General features: G+C 65.2%; 14 protein-coding genes. 4 read left to right on the forward strand and 10 right to left on the reverse strand.

The features are described from left to right. Nucleotides 1-139: 139 nt before the first annotated feature. Nucleotides 140-1,375: an ROK family transcriptional regulator gene (locus C5B97_RS05965; protein WP_104311205.1), complete on the reverse strand. Its 1,236-nt coding sequence runs from the start codon at nt 1,373-1,375 to the stop codon at nt 140-142. Between the two features lie 202 nt (nt 1,376-1,577). On the opposite strand from C5B97_RS05965, the gene C5B97_RS05970 reads away from it, so the two are divergent. Together C5B97_RS05970 and C5B97_RS05975 are read left to right on the forward strand one after the other, a co-directional pair. Beyond that, complete coding sequence (locus tag C5B97_RS05970; protein WP_104311206.1) at nt 1,578-2,240, forward strand: carbonic anhydrase; 663 nt, start codon at nt 1,578-1,580, stop codon at nt 2,238-2,240. A gap of 61 nt (nt 2,241-2,301) precedes the next feature. Beyond that, nucleotides 2,302-2,910, forward strand: coding sequence for a class I SAM-dependent methyltransferase (locus C5B97_RS05975; protein ID WP_104311207.1), 609 nt, complete (start codon nt 2,302-2,304; stop codon nt 2,908-2,910). Between the two features lie 132 nt (nt 2,911-3,042). On the opposite strand, the gene C5B97_RS05980 is transcribed toward C5B97_RS05975, so the two are convergent. Next, nucleotides 3,043-4,389 carry a threonine/serine exporter ThrE family protein gene (locus C5B97_RS05980; protein WP_104311208.1) on the reverse strand — a complete coding sequence of 449 codons (1,347 nt, stop codon included), beginning with the start codon at nt 4,387-4,389 and terminating at the stop codon, nt 3,043-3,045. Between the two features lie 276 nt (nt 4,390-4,665). Between C5B97_RS05980 and C5B97_RS05985 the strand changes: the two genes are divergently transcribed. Next, complete coding sequence (locus C5B97_RS05985; protein ID WP_258068012.1) at nt 4,666-5,736, forward strand: AI-2E family transporter; 1,071 nt, start codon at nt 4,666-4,668, stop codon at nt 5,734-5,736. 24 nt (nt 5,737-5,760) lie between these two features. Here the strand turns inward: C5B97_RS05985 and C5B97_RS05990 are convergent, their stop codons facing one another. From C5B97_RS05990 to C5B97_RS06025, 8 genes are all read right to left on the reverse strand, one after another. Further along, the gene (locus C5B97_RS05990) at nt 5,761-6,729 is read right to left on the reverse strand and encodes an FUSC family protein (protein ID WP_104311209.1); all 969 of its coding nucleotides are present in this window, start codon (nt 6,727-6,729) and stop codon (nt 5,761-5,763) included. Nucleotides 6,730-6,828: 99 nt separating this feature from the next. Next, complete coding sequence (locus tag C5B97_RS05995; protein ID WP_104311210.1) at nt 6,829-7,908, reverse strand: linear amide C-N hydrolase; 1,080 nt, start codon at nt 7,906-7,908, stop codon at nt 6,829-6,831. Nucleotides 7,909-7,959: 51 nt separating this feature from the next. After that, on the reverse strand, nt 7,960-9,768 hold the full coding sequence (locus C5B97_RS06000) for an oleate hydratase (protein WP_104311211.1): 1,809 nt from the start codon (nt 9,766-9,768) through the stop codon (nt 7,960-7,962). 129 nt (nt 9,769-9,897) lie between these two features. Next, nucleotides 9,898-10,815, reverse strand: a complete 918-nt coding sequence (locus C5B97_RS06005) for a DMT family transporter (RefSeq protein WP_104311212.1) — start codon at nt 10,813-10,815, stop codon at nt 9,898-9,900. Nucleotides 10,816-10,818: 3 nt separating this feature from the next. Further along, complete coding sequence (locus C5B97_RS06010) at nt 10,819-11,523, reverse strand: hypothetical protein (protein ID WP_104311213.1); 705 nt, start codon at nt 11,521-11,523, stop codon at nt 10,819-10,821. Nucleotides 11,524-11,604: 81 nt separating this feature from the next. Next, entirely contained in the window at nt 11,605-13,011 is a 1,407-nt protein-coding gene (locus C5B97_RS06015; RefSeq protein ID WP_104311214.1) for a glutamate decarboxylase, read from the reverse strand. 92 nt (nt 13,012-13,103) lie between these two features. Next, the gene (locus C5B97_RS06020; RefSeq protein WP_104311215.1) at nt 13,104-15,059 is read right to left on the reverse strand and encodes a YhgE/Pip domain-containing protein; all 1,956 of its coding nucleotides are present in this window, start codon (nt 15,057-15,059) and stop codon (nt 13,104-13,106) included. Continuing rightward, nucleotides 15,056-15,826, reverse strand: coding sequence for an ATP-binding cassette domain-containing protein (locus C5B97_RS06025; protein ID WP_219819772.1), 771 nt, complete (start codon nt 15,824-15,826; stop codon nt 15,056-15,058). Before C5B97_RS06025 ends, C5B97_RS06020 begins: the two co-directional genes overlap by 4 nt. Before the next feature lie 559 nt (nt 15,827-16,385). Here C5B97_RS06025 and C5B97_RS06030 point away from each other — a divergent pair. After that, complete coding sequence (locus C5B97_RS06030; RefSeq protein ID WP_104311216.1) at nt 16,386-17,939, forward strand: LuxR family transcriptional regulator; 1,554 nt, start codon at nt 16,386-16,388, stop codon at nt 17,937-17,939. Nucleotides 17,940-17,972 lie beyond the last annotated feature (33 nt).

The following is a 17,972-nucleotide window of genomic DNA, read 5'->3' on the forward strand; positions in this document are numbered from 1 at the left end:
GGTGTCGAGCCTTCGGCCTGCCATAAGTAAACCGATTGGATTAACTCGTGTCAAGACATTCTCGCAAGCTCCCGAAGCGCGTCAGGGAACGTGAGGCGCAGCCCGATCAGGGAGAGGTCAGAGGCAGATCAGCGCGACTTCAGCGCGAGATCAGCAGCGCGGAGGTATGCGGCGCGAGGCTCTGGTCGAGCACGAGGCAGCCGGCCCCGATGGCGGCGACATCCTCGCCGATCCCGGAGTTCTCGATGTGGATCGGGTGCTTCGGGATGAGCGCGGGGTCGGTGTTCACGAGGTGGCGGATGGCACCGAGGAGGGCCGGCTCGATGCGGCGCCAGAACGGGCCGCCGAACACGATCGTGTCGACGTCGAGGAGGTTCACGATGGAGACGATGGCTCGCGAGATCTGCGTGGCGACCCCCGTGACGATCTCGCGCGAGACGGGGTCGTGCCGCATGGCGAGCGCCGTGAACTCCGTGAAGAGTCGATCGACGTCGTCGAAGTCGGCGCGGTCGACGGGGGAGTCCGACGCGATGAGCCCGGCGGCGAGCGCCCGCTGCACGATGCGGTGCGGGACGACCAGGTCGCCGACGCAGCCGCGCCTCCCGCACGAGCAGACGGGGCCATCCGCCTGCACCATGATGTGCCCCATGTCGCCCGCGTTGTCGCTCGCGCCGCGCAGCACCTCGTGGTTGATGACGAGCCCGATGCCGATGCCCGTGCCGTAGTAGAAGAACGCGAAGTTGTCCCGCCGCGGGCCCGAGTCGACCCACAGCTCCGCGATCGCGGCCGCCGTGACGTCCTTCTCGAGGACAACCGGGAAGCCGGTCGCCTGGCTGAGCGCATCCCGCAGCGGCACGACGTCCCAGCCGTCGAGCATCGGCGGGTCGAGGACGTTGCCGCGGGAGGCGTCGAGGGGGCCCGGGGCCGCGATGCCGACGCCGAGCACCTGCTCGCGGGGGATCGACTGGCGTTCGAGGATCGCCGAGATCTCGTGCGCCATGTCAGCGATGACGCCCGCGGGGTCCGGTGCCGTCGGCGTGCGTGCGCGGTGATCTGCGACGACCGAGCCCGCGAGATCGAGGAGGGCGTACGTGATGACGGTCGGGTCGAGGTGCACGCCCACGGTGTACCGGCTCGACGCGTTGAGGCGGAGCAGCGTGCGCGGCTTCCCTGGCCCCGTGATGAGGCGTTCGCCCTCGCGCACGAGGCCACCGTCGATGAGGCGGCGCGTGATGTTCGATGCCGTCTGCGCGGAGAGGCCGCTGGCCTGCGCGACCTCGACCCGGCTCAGGCCGTCCGGGGCGCGGCGGATGAGGTCGAGGATGACGGCCTGGTTGAACTCGCCGACCGCTCCCAGATTGTGTCCACGGCGCACGCGCCACCTCCCATCGGCCCTGATCTTGGGAACTGACGTTCTCACATATTCCGGAATATCGTTGACGCCTGGCGATTCATCAGGAGAATCTCGCCCCCCGAGGGTGAGTACGCTTGGACGGCGCCACGCCCCCGTACGTGGCATGAGCATCCGGCAACGGATGCACCCCGGCAGTCACAGGTTTCAGCACGAAGGAGCAACGATGACGGCAGCAAGAGTCACCCCCCAGCAGGCCTGGGATGACCTCGTCCAGGGCAACGAGCGCTTCATCAAGGGCGACCTCCTCCACCCCCAGCAGAGCGCGGCCCGCCGCACCGAGATCTCGGGGAGCCAGGCGCCGAACGCCGCGTTCCTCGGCTGCTCCGACTCGCGAGTCGCCGCGGAGATCCTCTTCGACTGCGGCCTCGGCGACCTCTTCGTCGCCCGCAACATGGGGCAGATCGCCAATGAGAACACGACGGCGACCATGGAGTTCGCCGTCGCGGAGCTCGGCGTCGCGGTCATCGTGGTGCTCGCCCACGGCTCCTGCGGCGCGGTCAAGGCCGCCATCAACCAGACCACGGCGCACCCGCGCGACGTGACGCCCGCCATCAAGGACGAGCTCGCTCGCATCCAGCCCTCGGTGCAGGAGGAGTGGTTCACGAGCGACCAGTCGACGCCGTACGTCGACGAGGCGCAGATCGACCCGGATGCTGTGGGGCGCCGCCACCTGTACTCGACGATCAACGCTCTTGTGCGCAGCTCGCGCGTCATCAGTGACGCCGTCGCGAGCGGCGCGCTGAGCATCGTCGGCTGCCAGTACGAGCTCTCGGACGGCCGCGTCGCGCCCGTGACGGCGATCGGCCAGCTGACCATCACCCGCTAGGGCCCGTCGCCATGGACGTCGCCTCCCGAGTCGCCTCCAGCGGTCGCGCCGGGGCGACCGAATGATGGCGCGGCACACGTTCGAGGCGTACGGCCGCCGGGCGCGGGAGTACGCGGACCTCCTCGGCAGCATCTCGGCGACGGCGGCGCAAGATCGCGCGCTCATCGAGACCTGGGCGAGGGCGACCGACGGCCCGGTGCTCGATGTCGGCTGCGGGCCCGGGCACTGGACGGCCTGGCTGCACGAGCTCGGCGTCGACGTCGAGGGCATCGACCCCGTTCAGGAGTTCGTCGACATCGCGGCGCACCGGCACCCCGACTGCGTGTATCGCCAGGGAACGGCGGAGGCGCTCGGGGTCCCGTCCGCGAGCCTCGGCGGCGCGCTCGTCTGGTACTCGCTCATCCACACCGAGCCGTCCGGGCTGCCCGTCGCCCTCGCCGAGCTGGCGAGCTGCATCCGCCCGGGCGGCGGGCTGCTGCTCGGCTTCTTCGAGGGGTCGGTGGTGGAGCCGTTCGGACACACGGTCGCGACGGCCTTCACCTGGCCCATCGCCGACCTCGCGCGGCTGCTCGACGACGCCGGGTTCATCGTCGAGCAAGCGCACGCGCGAACGGATGCGGGAGCCCGGCCGCACGGCGCGATCGTCGCCACGCGCGCAGCGGGGGCTTGAGGAAGCCACCCTCAGCGACGGCCCGTGCCGCGCTTGCTCGCCTGACAGCATGTGGCGCCTCGAACCTCTCCAGTCGACGGGGGGGTCGTGGGTCCCACTCGAGCGCACACTGACACTGCGAGTCTCGGAAACCTAGCGCCTCGTGTCGCTGGGCGCGTTCGAGCTGACCGCGGCCCGGTGCGCGGTCCCGTGGCGATTCCAAGCACGAGCTGCAGCTCCTGTGTCCCGACTGATCCCAGTTCCCAGTACCATTCCGATCGCGATCGCGACGATCGAGCCGATGGTCTGCATAAGCGTCCCTGCAGCACCTGCCGTCCCAGAAGCGGCCTCACTCAGACCGATGAAGCCGAGCGCGCCCGGCACGAGCATCCAATACGCGCACGTCAGCATGACGGCGGGCGGAGGCGCCGTCCTGAGGTGCGAAGCCAGGTAGATGGCGGGAACCGCGACGAGCGCGCCGATCATGCCGGAAAGTTCCGTACCGAGCAGCGTGTGCCCGAGCAGCTGTGCCGCGTAGGCCAGGGCCAGCGCGAACACGATCCACACCATCGACCGCTTCGGCGCGACCTCAGAGAAGTAGTAGCCCACACCGACGAGCAGGATTCCAACCCACGGCGCCCACGCCCCGAGGCGCTCGCTTGAGGTGTTCTCGGTGAGCGACGCTCCCGTCACAGTGATGCCGACGTACACGCCGAATGCCAGCAGGCCGAGACGCGCGAACCCATAGACGAGCCGGCTCGCTCCAGCCATGATCTGCCCGTTCGTCAACTCGACAGCCGCGATCGTCAACGTGAGTCCAGGTAGCAGGCTAACGAGGGCGGGCGCTACGAGCAGCAGCACGTTCCCCTCGGTGACGCTCTGGCTCGCGAATGACACCGCGACCGTCGCCACGAACGCGGTGAGGACCGGGAGAACGAGCGACAGGGTGCGCGCCTTCGACCCGATCATGAGGATGAGGCCCACCACCAGACCGAGGGCGGCGTAGATCGGCACGGCAGTGGGGGTCGGGTTCATGACCATCCCGAACCCGAGTGTGAGGAGCACCTGCCCGAGCAGCGAGAGGAGGAAGCCGAAGCGCGGCTTCGAGCGCGTGATGCGCTCCACCTCGCTCACCACACGCGCCGGCTCAAGCTGGTCGCTCGCGGCCCGCTGCACGAGCTCCTCGATGGAGCCGGCCTGGTCGAGGCGCAGTGGCTCTCCGGTCGCCGGGAACACCGCCGCCTTCTCGGTCTTCGGGTCCTCGATGATGATCAGCGTCGGAAGCACGCACACGCGAAGATCCGGCCGCCCATACGCGCGGGCCAGTCCCAGCAGGGTCACCTCGACCTCGTTCGTGGCCTGCGACGCCTCAAGCAGTGCGGGCCCGAGCGCCCCGAACATCGCTCTCAGGTCGATGTCGCTCGAGGCGGCATCATCGTCGGCGCCGGTGGGTTCGATGGCTGCCAGCAGTCGCTGCACGCGTGTCTGGCGGAGATTCATGCGCTCGATTCACAATCCAGGCGGAGGGGCGTCGCCTCTGATTCGCGGACATTGGTGCGTTTCTGCACGTCACTCACGATCCTAGGTCCGCCAAGTACGGAAACGGGAGGCTTACCTGCGGGTGAAAACCGGGAGGGCGGCAGGTTAGTCCGCGGGTGATCTTCTGCATGTCCTCTGCGCGGAATTCGAGGTTGCAGCGTCTCCATGCGGAAGTGTTGATGCCCACGTGGTTGTCCCCGAAGAATGCGGAGTGTATCCGCCGAGAGGTTCCTCTTCATGCCCGAAGATCGCGATCTTGCCCCCGGCCTGTTCCGACGAAACCCCGTCATGTGGGGATTCTCTGTGGCCATCGGCTTGCTGCTCGCCGCGCTGCTCGCCACGACCGTCGTTCAGCTGCAGTCGGTGCTCCTCTCGGTGTTCATCGCCTTCTTCGTCACCCTGGGTCTTGATCCGCTCATCCGCTTGCTGCAGCGCTGGGGCCTGAAGCGCGGCATGGCGATCATCACCGTGATCATCGCCGTTGTCCTGCTCGTCGCGGGGCTGGTGTGGATCGTCGTCCCCATCCTCGTCAACCAGGTCACTTCGCTAGCGACGAGCGTGCCCAAGGAGATCGCCCGCCTGAACAACGAGGGGTGGTTCGACACGATCAACACCGCGACGAACGGCGCGGCAACCAACGCCCTCGACTGGGCGCAGAAGACGGCGACGGACCCGAAAACCTGGGCGACGGTCGGCGGGGGCGCGCTGAAGGTTGGCTCGAGCGTCGTCAACGGTGTCAGCACCGGCCTCTTCGTCTTCATTCTCACGCTGAACTTCATCGCGACGCTCGGCAATATCAAGAAGGCCGGCTACTCGCTCGTCAACGCCTCCGTGCGGCCGCGATTCGAGGAGTACGCCGAGCGCATCATGGCCTCGGTCGGTTCCTACCTCAATGGCATGGTCGTGCTCGCGTTCATCAACGCGGTCTTCAGCGGCCTGCTGCTCTGGATCGTCGGCACTCCCTACGCGTTCATCGTCGCCGTGATCTGCTTCTTCATCACGCTCATCCCGCTCATCGGAACGATCATCACGACGGTCTTCATGACCGTCATCGCCATCTTCACCTCGCCGGTCGCCGCGCTTATCGTGCTCATCGCGATGCTCGTCTACATGCAGGTCGAGGCCTACATCCTCACCCCGAAGGTCATGTCGAAGGCCGTGCAGATTCCCGGCTCCCTCGTGCTCATCGCGGCGCTCGCCGGCGGCACCCTGCTGGGCCTTGTGGGAGCGCTCGTCGCGATCCCCCTTGCCGCTGGCGTCGTGCTGCTGGTGCGGGAGCTCGTCATCCCGAAAGCTGCCCGCGGGTAGCGAAGAAGCAAGAGCCGGAAGCGCCTAGCGATCCACGGCGGGGCGTCGCAGACACGCAACCGCGAGGCTTCCTACGAGGGCGATGACCGTGGCGAAGACGACGGACTCGAGGCGGTACAGGCCGAGTGCGAAGGCGGAGTGCTCTGAAGCCGTCGTGAGCAGGATGGCGGGTGTGAGGAAGAGGACGAACAGCGCGTAGTTTCCGGCGTTGATGTAGGCCACGCAGAGCACGATGAAGATGGCGGCGAGCACCAGCGGGATCGGTGCTGGCAGCAGCGACACCATCAGTGCGAGAGCGACGCCAGCGACGGAGCCGAGGATGCGCGACCAGCCGCGCTGCGACTGCTGATCTGCGCTGACCGCGAGGATGACGCTGAAGGACAGCAGCGTCCACTCTCGGTAGGGGAAGTCCAGCAGCTCGGCGAGGTAGACGATCAGGAACGATCCGATCGCGGTGACTGCTGCGTAGCTGATTCGGTCGGACAGCGGGACATCGGCTGCATCCGGCTGCTTCCTGGATTTTGTGAGCGCCGCGAAGGCAACGATGACGGCTGCGCCGATCGCGGACCCCAGCATCGCCTGCCAGAGCTCGGCCCCCGATTGGGAGAGCGACGCGAACGCGAGGAGGTTCACGGGGGACCTGGTCAGGAAGGACGCCTCGCCGATGGTGACGAAGGCCTGCACGATGGAGACGAGGACAAGTGCTGCCAGCGTCGCCCAGAGCCCGAAACCGCCGACGGCGAACCCGAGTGCTGCGACGGTCAGCGACCACATGACGGAGAAGAGGCGCGTGCGCCAGCTGCCCGCGCGGACGACGCTGAGGAGGAACAGGAGGGTCAGGTAGCCGGATGTGGCCGTGTTCGGGCCGATCAGCAGTTGGCTCAGTCCGAGGATCGCTGCGGCGACGGCGACCAGTGCGACGGCGATCAGCAGCTGCTTCGGGGAGATCGCGGCGCTGAGCTGCTTGTCGTTCAGCCGAGGGTTGTGCTCCACGTCGAGGACTTCTCTCTCAAGGTCTGGGTCAGCGGATTCTTGACCCGTTGAGTGAGCGAGCGGCGGCCCCTCGGAAGAGGGGCCGCCGCTGCGCTGGTGCTACTTCTTGCTGCCGACGTACCCCTGCACGAGCGTCTTCAGTGCGGTGAACTCGTCCTTCTTGTTGGCGACGAATTCCAGTGCCTTGACGCCTGTGGCGAGCACCTCGGTGACTTCCGGCCCGACATCGGTGAACTTGTGGCTCACGTTGCCTGCAAGCCCGCCTTCGAGGGCGAGCTGGCTGATGAGGTCGAGCTTGAGCACCTTGCTGCCTTCGGCGAAGCTCATGTCATCCAGGTCGATCCAGACGATGTTGGGGCGGGTCGTGGATTCGAACACGTACCGCTTGTTCGTCAGGTCGAGCACAACCTGCCAGATCGTCTGCGAGGCGTCTGGCTTGCCGGGTTCCGGCGTGCGGAACGGCTGTGCGGCGTTGCGGATGATGCTGAACATCGCGGCGATCGCGTCGAGTTGTGTCTTCGGCTGGACCTGGTGCTCCACGTACCAGGATGCGCGCGCGAAGCGGTCGCTCGCGAGCGTCGAACCCGGCAGGGGCTTGTCGCCGCCCAGTCCGTCGTACTGTTTGACGAGTTCGAGCTGCTTGTCGAAGGTCGGCGAGTTCGTCATGACCTTGTAGTCGCGGCTGTGGTGGACCGTTGGGGTGCCGTCGGTGTATTCGATGATCGCTGAGTCGCCCGTGGCATCGTTGATCGCGAGGTGCAGCGTCGGCACGAGGTGGCCGGTGGGATCGAAGAGCTGTGCGATCTGCACACCGGTCGACTCGGTCCATTCGACGGCTTCAGCGACGGTCGCGAAGTTGTCGAGGTAGTACTGCAGCCAGATGGCCTGGCTGAGCTGGGTTGCAGAGGCCTCTGGCTTCCCGTAGTTCGACTCTGCGAGCCACAAGATGTGGCCGGCGAACCCTTCCTCGTTCATCCCGTCGGTCGCGATGAGATCGAACGCGGTGGCGACGATGCTCCCGTACCTGGCTGTCCAGGTGAGGTCACCTGCCACGCCGTCGGTGCGTTCGATGCCCCTTGGGTACTTCCAGATGTTCGTGAGGAGGTCCATGTGGAAGTCCATGTTCCTGCCGACGATGACCGCTCCGTTTGCGTCAGGCCAGACAACTCGAGTGCACATGCGTATGCGCCGTCCTTTCGTGATGGTGAATGTGTTTGCGCTGGTGGTGCGTCAGGCGATGGCGTCGTCGCTGCGGCTGCGTACGCCGGTGTCCTGTGTGGCGGGGATGAGGCTGAAGTCCGTAAGGAGTTGTCCGAGTTCTGTCTTGTCGAATCGGTTCACGAGGTGCCGCTTGACGAAGCTCGGCCCTGGGACGTCGAGTTGCTCGCCGTCGCGGAGGATGTTCGTCGAGTGCAAGAGGAAACGGAGGTCGTAGGTGGAGTTGAAGACCTCGGGCACGCCGCGTTCGACGCCCAGGAGCTCGTAGGTCGCTTCCATGGCGGTGCGCACGGAGTATTCCGTCGTGAAGATGCAGTCGCGCGTGGTCTCGGCGAACTGGCCGATGAACGCGAAGTTGACGCTGCCCTGCGGGACGACTGCCGGCCGGTCACCTGCCTTGCGTGGCATGAAGAACGAGGTGACGTACGGCATCATGACGGGCACGGTCTTGACTCCGGTGGACGCGAGTTCCGCGATCTCGTCGACGGGCACGCCCATGTGGAAGAGCCATTCCTGCGTGATCTCCTCGCCGGTGCACTCCTGCATACTCTTCTTCACGAAGGCGCCGGGAGTGTCGACGAAGAGCCCATAGATCCACACGACGATCTCGGTGTCCTTCTGCGCCTTGAAGTGGGGCTGACGGTTGACAGTCCAGCTCATGAGCCACGGCGAGTCTCTGACCGTGACGATGCCGCCTGTGACGACTTTGCCCGAGAACGGGTCGCGCTCGGCGATACGTTCGATGTACTTGGGGACCCGCTCGTCCAGCGTGGTGGCGGTGGCCGATTCCCACTTGGACTTCTGGATGTCGCCGCAGAAGACCTCTGGTCGACCGAACGCTTCATCCTTCGCTGCAATGCTGCGCCACAGGTCCCACGCGGGTGCGGGCCCGGTGTCGAGGCGGGCCGCCGTGTGGTGGTCGCCCTGGTCGGAGTTCTCGGTCAGGGATCCGATCGTGATGTAGGCGAGGTCGTTGGCGGTGAGGTCGACGCCGCCCTCCTGGCCGTCTCGGACCCAGTCGATGCGAGTCGCCTGCTTGGTGTCGCCCTCGAGGTCGAAGTGCACGTCGGTGACCTTGGTGCCGTACTGGAAGGTGACGCCTCGCTCGAGGAGCCACTTCTGCATGGGGAGCACAAACGACTCGTACTGGTTGTACTTGGTGAACTTGAGGGCCGACATGTCGGGGAAGCCGCCGAGCTGGTGCACGAATCGGTGCAGGTAGAGCTTCATCTCGAGGGCCGAGTGCCACTCCTCGAACGCGAACATCGTGCGCCAGTACAGCCAGAAGTTGCTGCTGAGGAAGTCGGGGCTGAAGACCTCGTCGATGCGCTTGTCTTCCATCTGCTCGCGTGTTGCGAGGAAGACGCCAACGATTTCCTTCTGCGCCTTCTCCGACAGGCCGAACTTGAAGTTCGTGCCTGCATCCTGCCCCTGATTCTCGGTGACGCGGCGCTTCGAGGAGTTCGGGTCGTCGAGGTTCAGCCAGTAGAACTCATCGAGGACGCTGGCGTCTTCGATCTCGAGCGATGGGACGGTGCGCAGGAGATCCCAGAGGCATTCCATGTGGTCTTCGAGTTCACGCCCGCCGCGGATGACGAACCCCTTCTCGGGGTACTTGATGCCGTCGAGCGCGCCGCCCGCGATGTGCATCTCCTCGAGGATGGTGATGCGGTCGCCGCTCATCTGCCCGTCGCGGATGAGGAAGATCGCAGCTGCGAGGCTGCCGAGCCCCGCTCCGACGAGCCATGCGCTTTTCTTGTCGACGCCCTGGGGCTTTCGCGGGCGTGCGAACGCTTCATAGTTACCGCTGCTGTAATGCATTGTCAACTCATTTCTCGTCGGCACTGACCGCTAACCGGGCAAGTTGTCCGAGCTCATTTCCGACGTCATTTGATCCTAGGGAGAAGTCTTTTTACACTCGCCAGTAGGTGGTTTTATTTCACCCGACCCCTAACCCGCTTCATCACCCTTTCTCGCGGAACTCGTGTCGGGTGTTGATGGTGCGTTTTCGGCCCGGGCCAGCTTGAGGACTCCCAGCGCGGCGACTGCTCCCGCGGCCAGGAAGGCGAGGACAGCCCACGGGGGCGCGTTCGTGGCCTCGCGGAGGATCACGATGCCCAGGATGACCGCGATCGTGGGGTCTATGACCGTGAGCCCCGCCACGACGACCTCTGGCGGATTCTCGAGGTGGGCGCGCTGCACGAAGATGACGGAGAGTCCGCCTGCGATGCCGATTCCGAGAATGCTGACGATCGTGAGCACGTCGGTGGAATTAAAGGGCATTTCGTGTGCTTTGAGAATGGCCTGCACTCGAAGGATGACTGTCTTACCCAAGGTTGCGACGAACGCCGAGTAGATTCCTCCGAGGAGAACCCAGAGAAGTGGCGGAGTTGGTCGTCCCTTTCCGAGGATCTCGATGGTGCCTGTCACGAGGAGCACGACTGCGAGGGTGACGAGCACGGCGATCAGCTGCGTGTCTTCGATGGGCTCTTGCGTGCTGACCATGGCGGCGACGACCACGAAGCCGCCGACGCCGATCACGCACAGCAGAATCGAACGGAGCACGGCAGCGGAGGGGCGAGTCTTGTGCACGAGGCTGGTGATGACGACGGAGAAGACGAGAGCCGCAACGCCGATCGGCTGCACGACGATGAGGGGCGCGAAGGCGAGACTCGCGACCTGCACGACCATGGCGGCGACGAGCGCCACGCTGCCGAAGAGCCAGACGCGGTTACGCAACATGTGCAAGGCCGCGTCCTTGCGGCCGATCGACTTGGTCTCCGCGAGGTGTACTCCGCGCGACTGCAGGAGGTTGCCACCCGCCATGAACGCGGCAGAGGTGAGGGCGAGGGCTACGCCGATGAGCACGCGCTAGCCGTTCTGTGAAGTCGGCGCAGCGGTGCGCTGCTGGCTGCGGTGGCGTGATGCTGCGCCGGGGAGCACGACGAGGGAGGCGACGAAGAAGCAGATCGCGCCGATAAACGTTCCCCAGGTCGCGAAGTCGTCATTGACTGTGTTTCCACCCGGGAGGATGAAGGAGCCGATAGCTGAGATGCCGAAGGCGACGCAGCCGACGAAGTTGATGACAACGGACCAGCAGGCGGGTGAGCTGAGCTTCCACCTGGACCCGGTGTGGGCGAAGGCGATGAAGGCCACGCAGCCGCTGATCAGGAATGCGACGGAACCTCCAGCATCCGGGTTCCAGACGAGCTTCTCCTGCGCGGTGAGGCTCTTCGCGTGGAGGGCGGCGGTGGTGCTCACGTTGAAGAGGAGGGTGCCGAAGGACTGGGTGGATGCGGTGAGCCATTCCGCGCGCACCATGCGGCCGGGTGCGTATGGGACGGCGACGGCGACGGCTCCGCTGAGGAACACCTGGATGAGCCCTGCTGCAGTGAAGAACCAGGCGCCGATGAAGAAGAGGAGGTTGGAGAGCTGGGATCCCATCTGCTCGCTGAGCACGGGGGCGGACCCGGCGGCGAAGAGGGCGGAGCCGATCATGAACAGCCAGCATTGCTTGACGACTGTCGGCACGAGCAGGGAGCTCGTTCGCGCGAGGGGAAGGGCGGCGCTCGTCATGTCCGATTCTCCGTGGGGTGCGTGGGGGAGTTGTGGTGCACGGCGTCGGGCGGGGACCGGTGATCCCCGCCCGATGCTCGATCAGTGATGGAAGTGCACGCCGCGGCCTGCTTCGCGGGGCAGGGGCACTTCAAGAGAGTCGAGGTACGTGATGTCGTTCTTGATGTCGGCGAGCAGAGAGGAGGCGAGGTCGCGGCTGAGGCCGACCTTCACGACGATGCGCTGCAGGATGACGTCGCTCATGTCATCTGCCATGGGGTAGGCCGGCACGAGCCAGCCCTTCATTCGCAGGCGGTCGGCGAGGTCGTAGAGGCTCCAGTTCTTCGTGTGGCCGTCCTTCAGGACCCACGCGAACACGGGGATCGTGTCACCGCGGCTGACGAGCTCGAATGGGCCCATCTTCTCGATCTCCGAGGAGAGGTACGTCGCGACGTCGATGGAGTTCTGCTGTACGAGGCGGTAGCCCTCGAAGCCGAGGCGGAGGAACTGGTAGTACTGCAGCAGTACCTGCGCGCCTGGTCGGGAGAAGTTCAGTGCGAGAGTGGGCATGTCACCACCGAGGTAGCTGACGTGGAAGATCATGCTCTCGGGGAGCACTGCCGTGCTGCGCCAGACGACCCAGCCGACTCCGGGGTAGACGAGGCCGTACTTGTGGCCGGAGGTGCTGATGGAGTTCACGCGGTCGAGCGCGAAGTCCCAGCTCAGCTCGGGCTGGCAGAAGGGGGCGACCATTGCGCCGGATGCGCCGTCGACGTGGATCTTCACGTCGAGGCCGGTCGAGGCCTGGATCTCGTCGAGCTTCTTGGCGAGGGCCGCGACGTCGTCGTAGAGGCCCGTGAAGGTCTGGCCGAGGATAGCGACGACGCCGATGGTGTTCTCGTCGACGTACTTCTCGAGGTCGTGTCCGTCGAGCACGAGGTGGTTGGGGGAGACGGGCACGTAGCGCGCCTCGATGTCCCAGTAGTTGCAGAACTTCTCCCACACGACCTGCACGGCGGCGGACATGATGAGGTTCGGCTTTTCCGTCGACTTGCCTTCGGCGCGGCGCTTCTCCTGCCAGAGGCGCTTGAGCGCCAGGCCGCCGAGCATGCAGGCCTCGGAGGAGCCGATCGTGGAGGTGCCGATGGTGTCCTTCGCGTCCGGGATGCTCCAGAGGTCTGCGAGCATCCGCCAGCAGCGGTCCTCGATCGCGGCGGTACCCGGGTACTCGTCCTTGTCGATCATGTTTTTGTCCGCCGCTTCGGCGTAGAGCTTCTTCGCCTCGTCGTCCATCCATGTCGACACGAAGGTCGCGAGGTTGAGTCGGGAATTGCCGTCGAGCATGGCCTCGTCGTGCACGATCTGGTAGGCCGTCTCCGGGAGGCTCTGGTCTGATGGCAGCTTGAACTTGTCGAAGACCGTCGCCTCACCGGGTCGGACGAAGACGGGGTTGACGTCGAGATCCGGGTTGACGTTTCGGTGGTGGCCGTTGCTGGTGCTGTTCTCCATGGGGCTCTCTTTTCGTGAGTGCAGGGACTTCGAGGAACGAATGGGTAGGTCTGGTGGGCTCGAGCTTCCGCGTGGCGGAGGGGTGTTGGCTGCTAGACCTCGACGGGTGGGTAGAGCCGGTCCATGTTGTACTGCCGGTTCCTTCTCGCTGCCCAGGTCGAGATGGCGATGAAGGCGACGGTCATGGAGAGGATGACGATGATCGCAGTGAGCAGACGGTCGTCGATGCCGCCGAGGATCAGCTGTCTCAGTCCGTTGTTCGTGTAGGTCATCGGGTCGATGACGTTGATGTACTGGAAGACGTTGGTGGTCGTCGGGACGGGATAGATACCGCCTGCGGAGGTCAGCTGGACCATGAGGAAGGCGAGCGTGAACACACGTCCGACTGCCGGGCCGAAGACTGCGTTGAACATCTGGATCATGGCCATGAACATCATCACCATCAGCAGGAGGAAGCCGTACGTTCCCCAGGTGTGCTCGGGATGCAGCCCGATGCCGAAGTAGATGACCAGGTACAGGATGGTCGCCTGCAGGAATCCGACGAACACGGTCGGTACGTACGAGGCGAGGATCACGCGGAAGGAACCGAGGCCCTGGGCGAGTGGACGCGCCTGCAGCGGGGTGAAGAGCATCCACGCGATGATGCCGCCGACGAAGAGCGCGAGGCCGAGGAAGAACGGTGCGAAGCCGTAGCCGAAGGTCTTGGCCTCGTTGTTGATCGTCTCCTTCAGCTCCACCGGCTGGGCGAGTGCCTGCACGAAGTTCGACTGCTGGTCTTCGTCCCAGTCGGGGAAGAGGTTGAGTGCGGTGTCGGCGGCGTCGGCGAGCTCGATCGTGCCGGCCGCGAGCTGGTCCGTGCCCGACGACAGCTGTGTGGCGCCCGCGGAGAGCTCACCGAGGCCGGTGTCCAGCTGATCGGCTCCGGAGCGCAGCTGCTCCGCGTCTGAGGAGGCGGTCGCGAGGTCGCGCTGCACGGCGCCGTCCTCGATGGCCGTCATGATGACGTTGACGCGGCTCTCCGGGTCGTTGAATTCGCCGGCGAGCAGGTCCATGTCAGCGTGCAGGGCATCGAAGACCGTGACGAACTCCTCCGTCAGCCTGGAGTCCTTGATGTGCGTGTGCACGCTCTCGAGGCGGGCGGCGATGGACTGCTCGACTGGATTGTCGCTTGCCGCGAGCTCATTCATGATGGTCGTGAGCTCGCTGTCTGCTCGCGCTTGGGCTGCTGCCGCTTCGTTGAGTGCTGTCGCGATGGTGTCGGTGCTCGTGACGACGTCGGACGACAGCTCGCGCAGCTCGGCACCTGTGATCCCGGATGCCGAGATAGCGCTGTCGACGCGGGTGACCGCTCCCTGGACGGCCTCATCGAGCGTGTCAATGGCGCCTGCCAGCGTGGCCGATCCTTCCTTCGCGGTCACCAGGTTGTCCGCGATCTCCTTCGCACCGCTGTTCGCCGTCTGCATGCCGGAGTTGAGCTCCTCGACGCTGCTGACGGCTTCCTTGAGCGTGGGAATCTCGGCTCTGACTGCTGCCAGTGCCTGGTCGAACATCTGCGCTGAGACCTGCTGGTTGACCATGACGATGACCTCTTCGGCCGCGTCCTGGCCGATGATCGTCGAGAGGTAGTTATTGGAGTCGTTGTACGTGAACTCCAGCTCTGCGGAGCGGGACTCGTTGGTGGTCACGGATGCCACGGCTTCGCTGAAGTCGGCGGGCACCGTGATCGTGAAGTAGTACTTGCCGTGGGCGAGACCGTCGACGCCGTCCTGCTCGCTGGTCTCGGTGAGGTCTAACTGCTTGGAGTCGATGAGGCCTTGGACGACCGAGTCACCGGCGGTGAGTGGCTCACCCTCTACGGTGGCGCCCTGGTCGAGGTTGATGATCGCGACCGGGATCTTGTCGACGTTGCCGAACGGGTTCCAGAACGCCCACAGGTAGAGAGCTCCGTAGAGCAGCGGCATGAGGATGACGACGGCGAGCGCGAGTCGTGGCATGCGGCCGCGGTAGTAGCGCTTGAAGTCGCTCCCTGGGGAGAACGCGGCGATCATCGTTCGTCTGCCTCTCGTTCGAGCACGGCGAACTCCTTGTCGGTGAGGTTGTCGACGACGATCTGCTCGCGGATTCCGGCGTCCGGAGCGACGCCGTTGACGTCGGCGGTGATGACCGTCTGCTCTTTGCCCAGTGTGATGAGGCGGCCGAGGAGCTTGTGGGCGCTCTCGATGCTCGACAGCTTGTCGATGCCGCCGACGACGAGCACTGGGGGTTTGCGGATGTTGGCTACGGCGATGCGAAGAAGCGCGCAGGTGAGCTCTGGGAGCTCCTCGACCATGGCTCCCATGCTGGGGAGCGAGTATTCGCCGAAGACCGGTGCGCAGATTCGCTCCAGGTCGGCCACCTTCGACTGGCGGACCCAGCGTGCGCCCGGCGCGGCCCATCTGATCTGCTCGGTGATGATGTCGTGCACGCGGATTGTCTGGCCGATGCCGTCGACTTCGTCGATGTTCGCGAGGGCTGCTTGTTTGAAGAGGTGGTGCGCGTCGTTGTCGCGCCCGAACGACTCGAGGCGGCCGCTTGTGGGCTTCATGCGGCCCGCGAGCGTCAGGAGCAACGCCGTTCGTCCGCGTCCGCCGGCCCCGACCAGTACCGTGACGCCGCCAGATCCGATGGTGAGATCCACGGGCCCGTAGATGTGCCCCCAGGACGCCTTGACGCCCATGCCCTCGGCGACGAGGATCGGCTCACCGGCGGCGGCGAGGTTGACCTCACGGGTTTTCGGCTGCGGCTGTTCGCCGAATAGCTGCTGTAGGTCGCTCACGCGATGCTCTCCTGACTTATGTTCCAGCGCATTGCGCGGTCGGAGACCGTTCTCCACGATTCGGCTGTCTATTCCCTCGTGAATGCGCCTGTTTGAGTCATCGAAATGATCAGTCCGCGGAGAGGGGTTCGTTGCCGATCGATCGTTTTCGGGGTCATGTTCGTCACCATATCTTCGGCGTGGGAACGCTGGTTCGACCTTTCGGGGATTTCATCCGCGGCGTCGTCACCCGCATCACCCGCACTATCACCCGGCCGATTCCTCGTCAAGCCACGCCCGAAAAGCCGGATGTTGGCGTATGTGGCTGGATCGCGTTAGGGTGAAGTCGAGTTTCACCCCGGAACTCACCCTCTGTTGCCCGGCAGTCTCGTTCCAGTCCAGCGATGAAGTTGGTTTGAGGAGAACGTTGTCGGCGAGCGCGAAAGGGCGCTCTCACTCGACCCCCAGAGTGAGCGTCGTCCTGCGTCTCCAATTGGTGCGCGCGCTCCGGTTCGTGATTCGTGGGCGCTTTCATAAGCGTCGGTAGAGACGTTAGTGAGTGCCTAGAGAATGGTGATCGATGAATGCCGCAATTGCCTCGGAATCACTCGACGCTCTCAATGATGCGCTCGCGTCAGGGGATCCGAGAAGGATCGCACAAGCGGCAATGGCCGGGATCTGGCCGCTCTTCGACAATCACTATCTTGCGCTCACCGCGGCAATCGAGCAGATCCCAAATTCCTTGCTGGAAGATTACCCGGTTCTTTGGGTGATGCACCGGGTGAATCCGGTGCTCACGCATCGCCGCCCGATGTTCAAGCCGAAGGTCAGTCCAGAATCCCTCCGGGCGATGTCTACGGACGAGATCGACATGCTCACGCTGGCGCAGATGATCGCCTACCGGTACAGCGGTGATGTGACGGCAGCGCAGGCGTATGGCACGCGTCTCTCCGACCGCATCCGTTCGAGAGGAACCCGGTTCCGTGAGCGAGCGGATGGGCCCTTGTGGTTCTACCACCAGCAGATCGGCTCGACGATGCTCGCCGCTGGCGAGACCGGTGCCGCGCTCACTGAGCTCGCGACCTCCCACCAGATCGGCCAGATCGAGAATCGCCCGGACGTGCAGCGCCTTGCCCTGTCGCGGATCGCCCTTGCACACGCCAAGCGCGGGTCGTTCGAGGAGGCGGAGCGCATCCTGGCGGAGCTCCCGCGCCTCACCGAATCGACCTCCCCATACTGCGAACCCAGCTACGTCGCGGAGCACGCGGCCGCGGCGCTCATGGGCGCGGAGCGCATGGTGGATGACATTGATGCGAGGCTGGCGCGCCTCGAGCCATTCGACAGCTTCCAAATGACCTGGCCGTATGCGCTGCTCGCGCGGACTCGGTCGCTGATCACGCGTCATCGCCCGGAGGAGGCTCTCGAGTACGTGCAGCTGTCGCGGGACGCCCATCCCGAACAACACGGGTCCCTGGCCATCGATGTTATGAATGCAGCGTCCATCGATGCGCTCTGGGCGCTCGGCGCGAAGAAACAGGCGCGCAGCGCGGCACTGAACGGGGAGCGGAAAGGGTTTCTCGAGGCCAGTGCAGCCGTGCGCCTGGCGCTGGCCGACGATCGACTGGACTTCGCGGACGCGCATCTCGGGCGCATGGCTGAGCACCGCACGCTCTCCCCGGTTGAGCACACTGAACGGATACTGCTCACCGCGTGGTTCTCCGTCGCGAGGACGGGATCGCTCGACTCTGTCTCGGCACAGCGCGTAGTCCACATTGCACAGCGCCGCAACGCTCGGAGGATGCTGAGCCAGATTCCGCAGCAGGTACTCGCGCACGTGAGGTCAGAACTCGACGAGCACGCGAAGCTGTCGTTCGATGCGACGATTGCTGGCCTCAACCACATCCGCGTCGAGACGCGGCCGAAGCTGACCCAGGGCGAGCTGCGTGTCCTGCACACCCTCCGACGTCGGCAGACGACTGCCGAGATCGCCGCGCAGCTGCACGTTTCGCCGAACACGATCAAGTCTCAGCTCAGCTCCATCTACAAGAAGCTGTCCTGCTCAACTCGGGCCGAGGCGGTGCAGGCTGCGATCGGCTTCCAACTGCTCACCGTCGACGACACCGGACGTGATTGAGGGGCGCCGTCAGACTGACGACAGCGCGCAACG

This window comes from Pseudoclavibacter sp. RFBB5, assembly GCF_002931555.1.
GTDB lineage: Bacteria > Actinomycetota > Actinomycetes > Actinomycetales > Microbacteriaceae > Pseudoclavibacter.

Coding starts and splice junctions, on each gene's coding strand:
- C5B97_RS05970 (WP_104311206.1), top strand. CDS start 1,578: ATGACGGCAGCAAGAGTCACCCCCCAGCAGGCCTGGGATGACCTCGTC.
- C5B97_RS05975 (WP_104311207.1), top strand. CDS start 2,302: ATGATGGCGCGGCACACGTTCGAGGCGTACGGCCGCCGGGCGCGGGAG.
- C5B97_RS05980 (WP_104311208.1), bottom strand. CDS start 4,389: ATGAATCTCCGCCAGACACGCGTGCAGCGACTGCTGGCAGCCATCGAA.
- C5B97_RS05985 (WP_258068012.1), top strand. CDS start 4,666: ATGCCCGAAGATCGCGATCTTGCCCCCGGCCTGTTCCGACGAAACCCC.
- C5B97_RS05995 (WP_104311210.1), bottom strand. CDS start 7,908: ATGTGCACTCGAGTTGTCTGGCCTGACGCAAACGGAGCGGTCATCGTC.
- C5B97_RS06000 (WP_104311211.1), bottom strand. CDS start 9,768: ATGCATTACAGCAGCGGTAACTATGAAGCGTTCGCACGCCCGCGAAAG.
- C5B97_RS06010 (WP_104311213.1), bottom strand. CDS start 11,523: ATGACGAGCGCCGCCCTTCCCCTCGCGCGAACGAGCTCCCTGCTCGTG.
- C5B97_RS06015 (WP_104311214.1), bottom strand. CDS start 13,011: ATGGAGAACAGCACCAGCAACGGCCACCACCGAAACGTCAACCCGGAT.
- C5B97_RS06020 (WP_104311215.1), bottom strand. CDS start 15,059: ATGATCGCCGCGTTCTCCCCAGGGAGCGACTTCAAGCGCTACTACCGC.
- C5B97_RS06030 (WP_104311216.1), top strand. CDS start 16,386: ATGAATGCCGCAATTGCCTCGGAATCACTCGACGCTCTCAATGATGCG.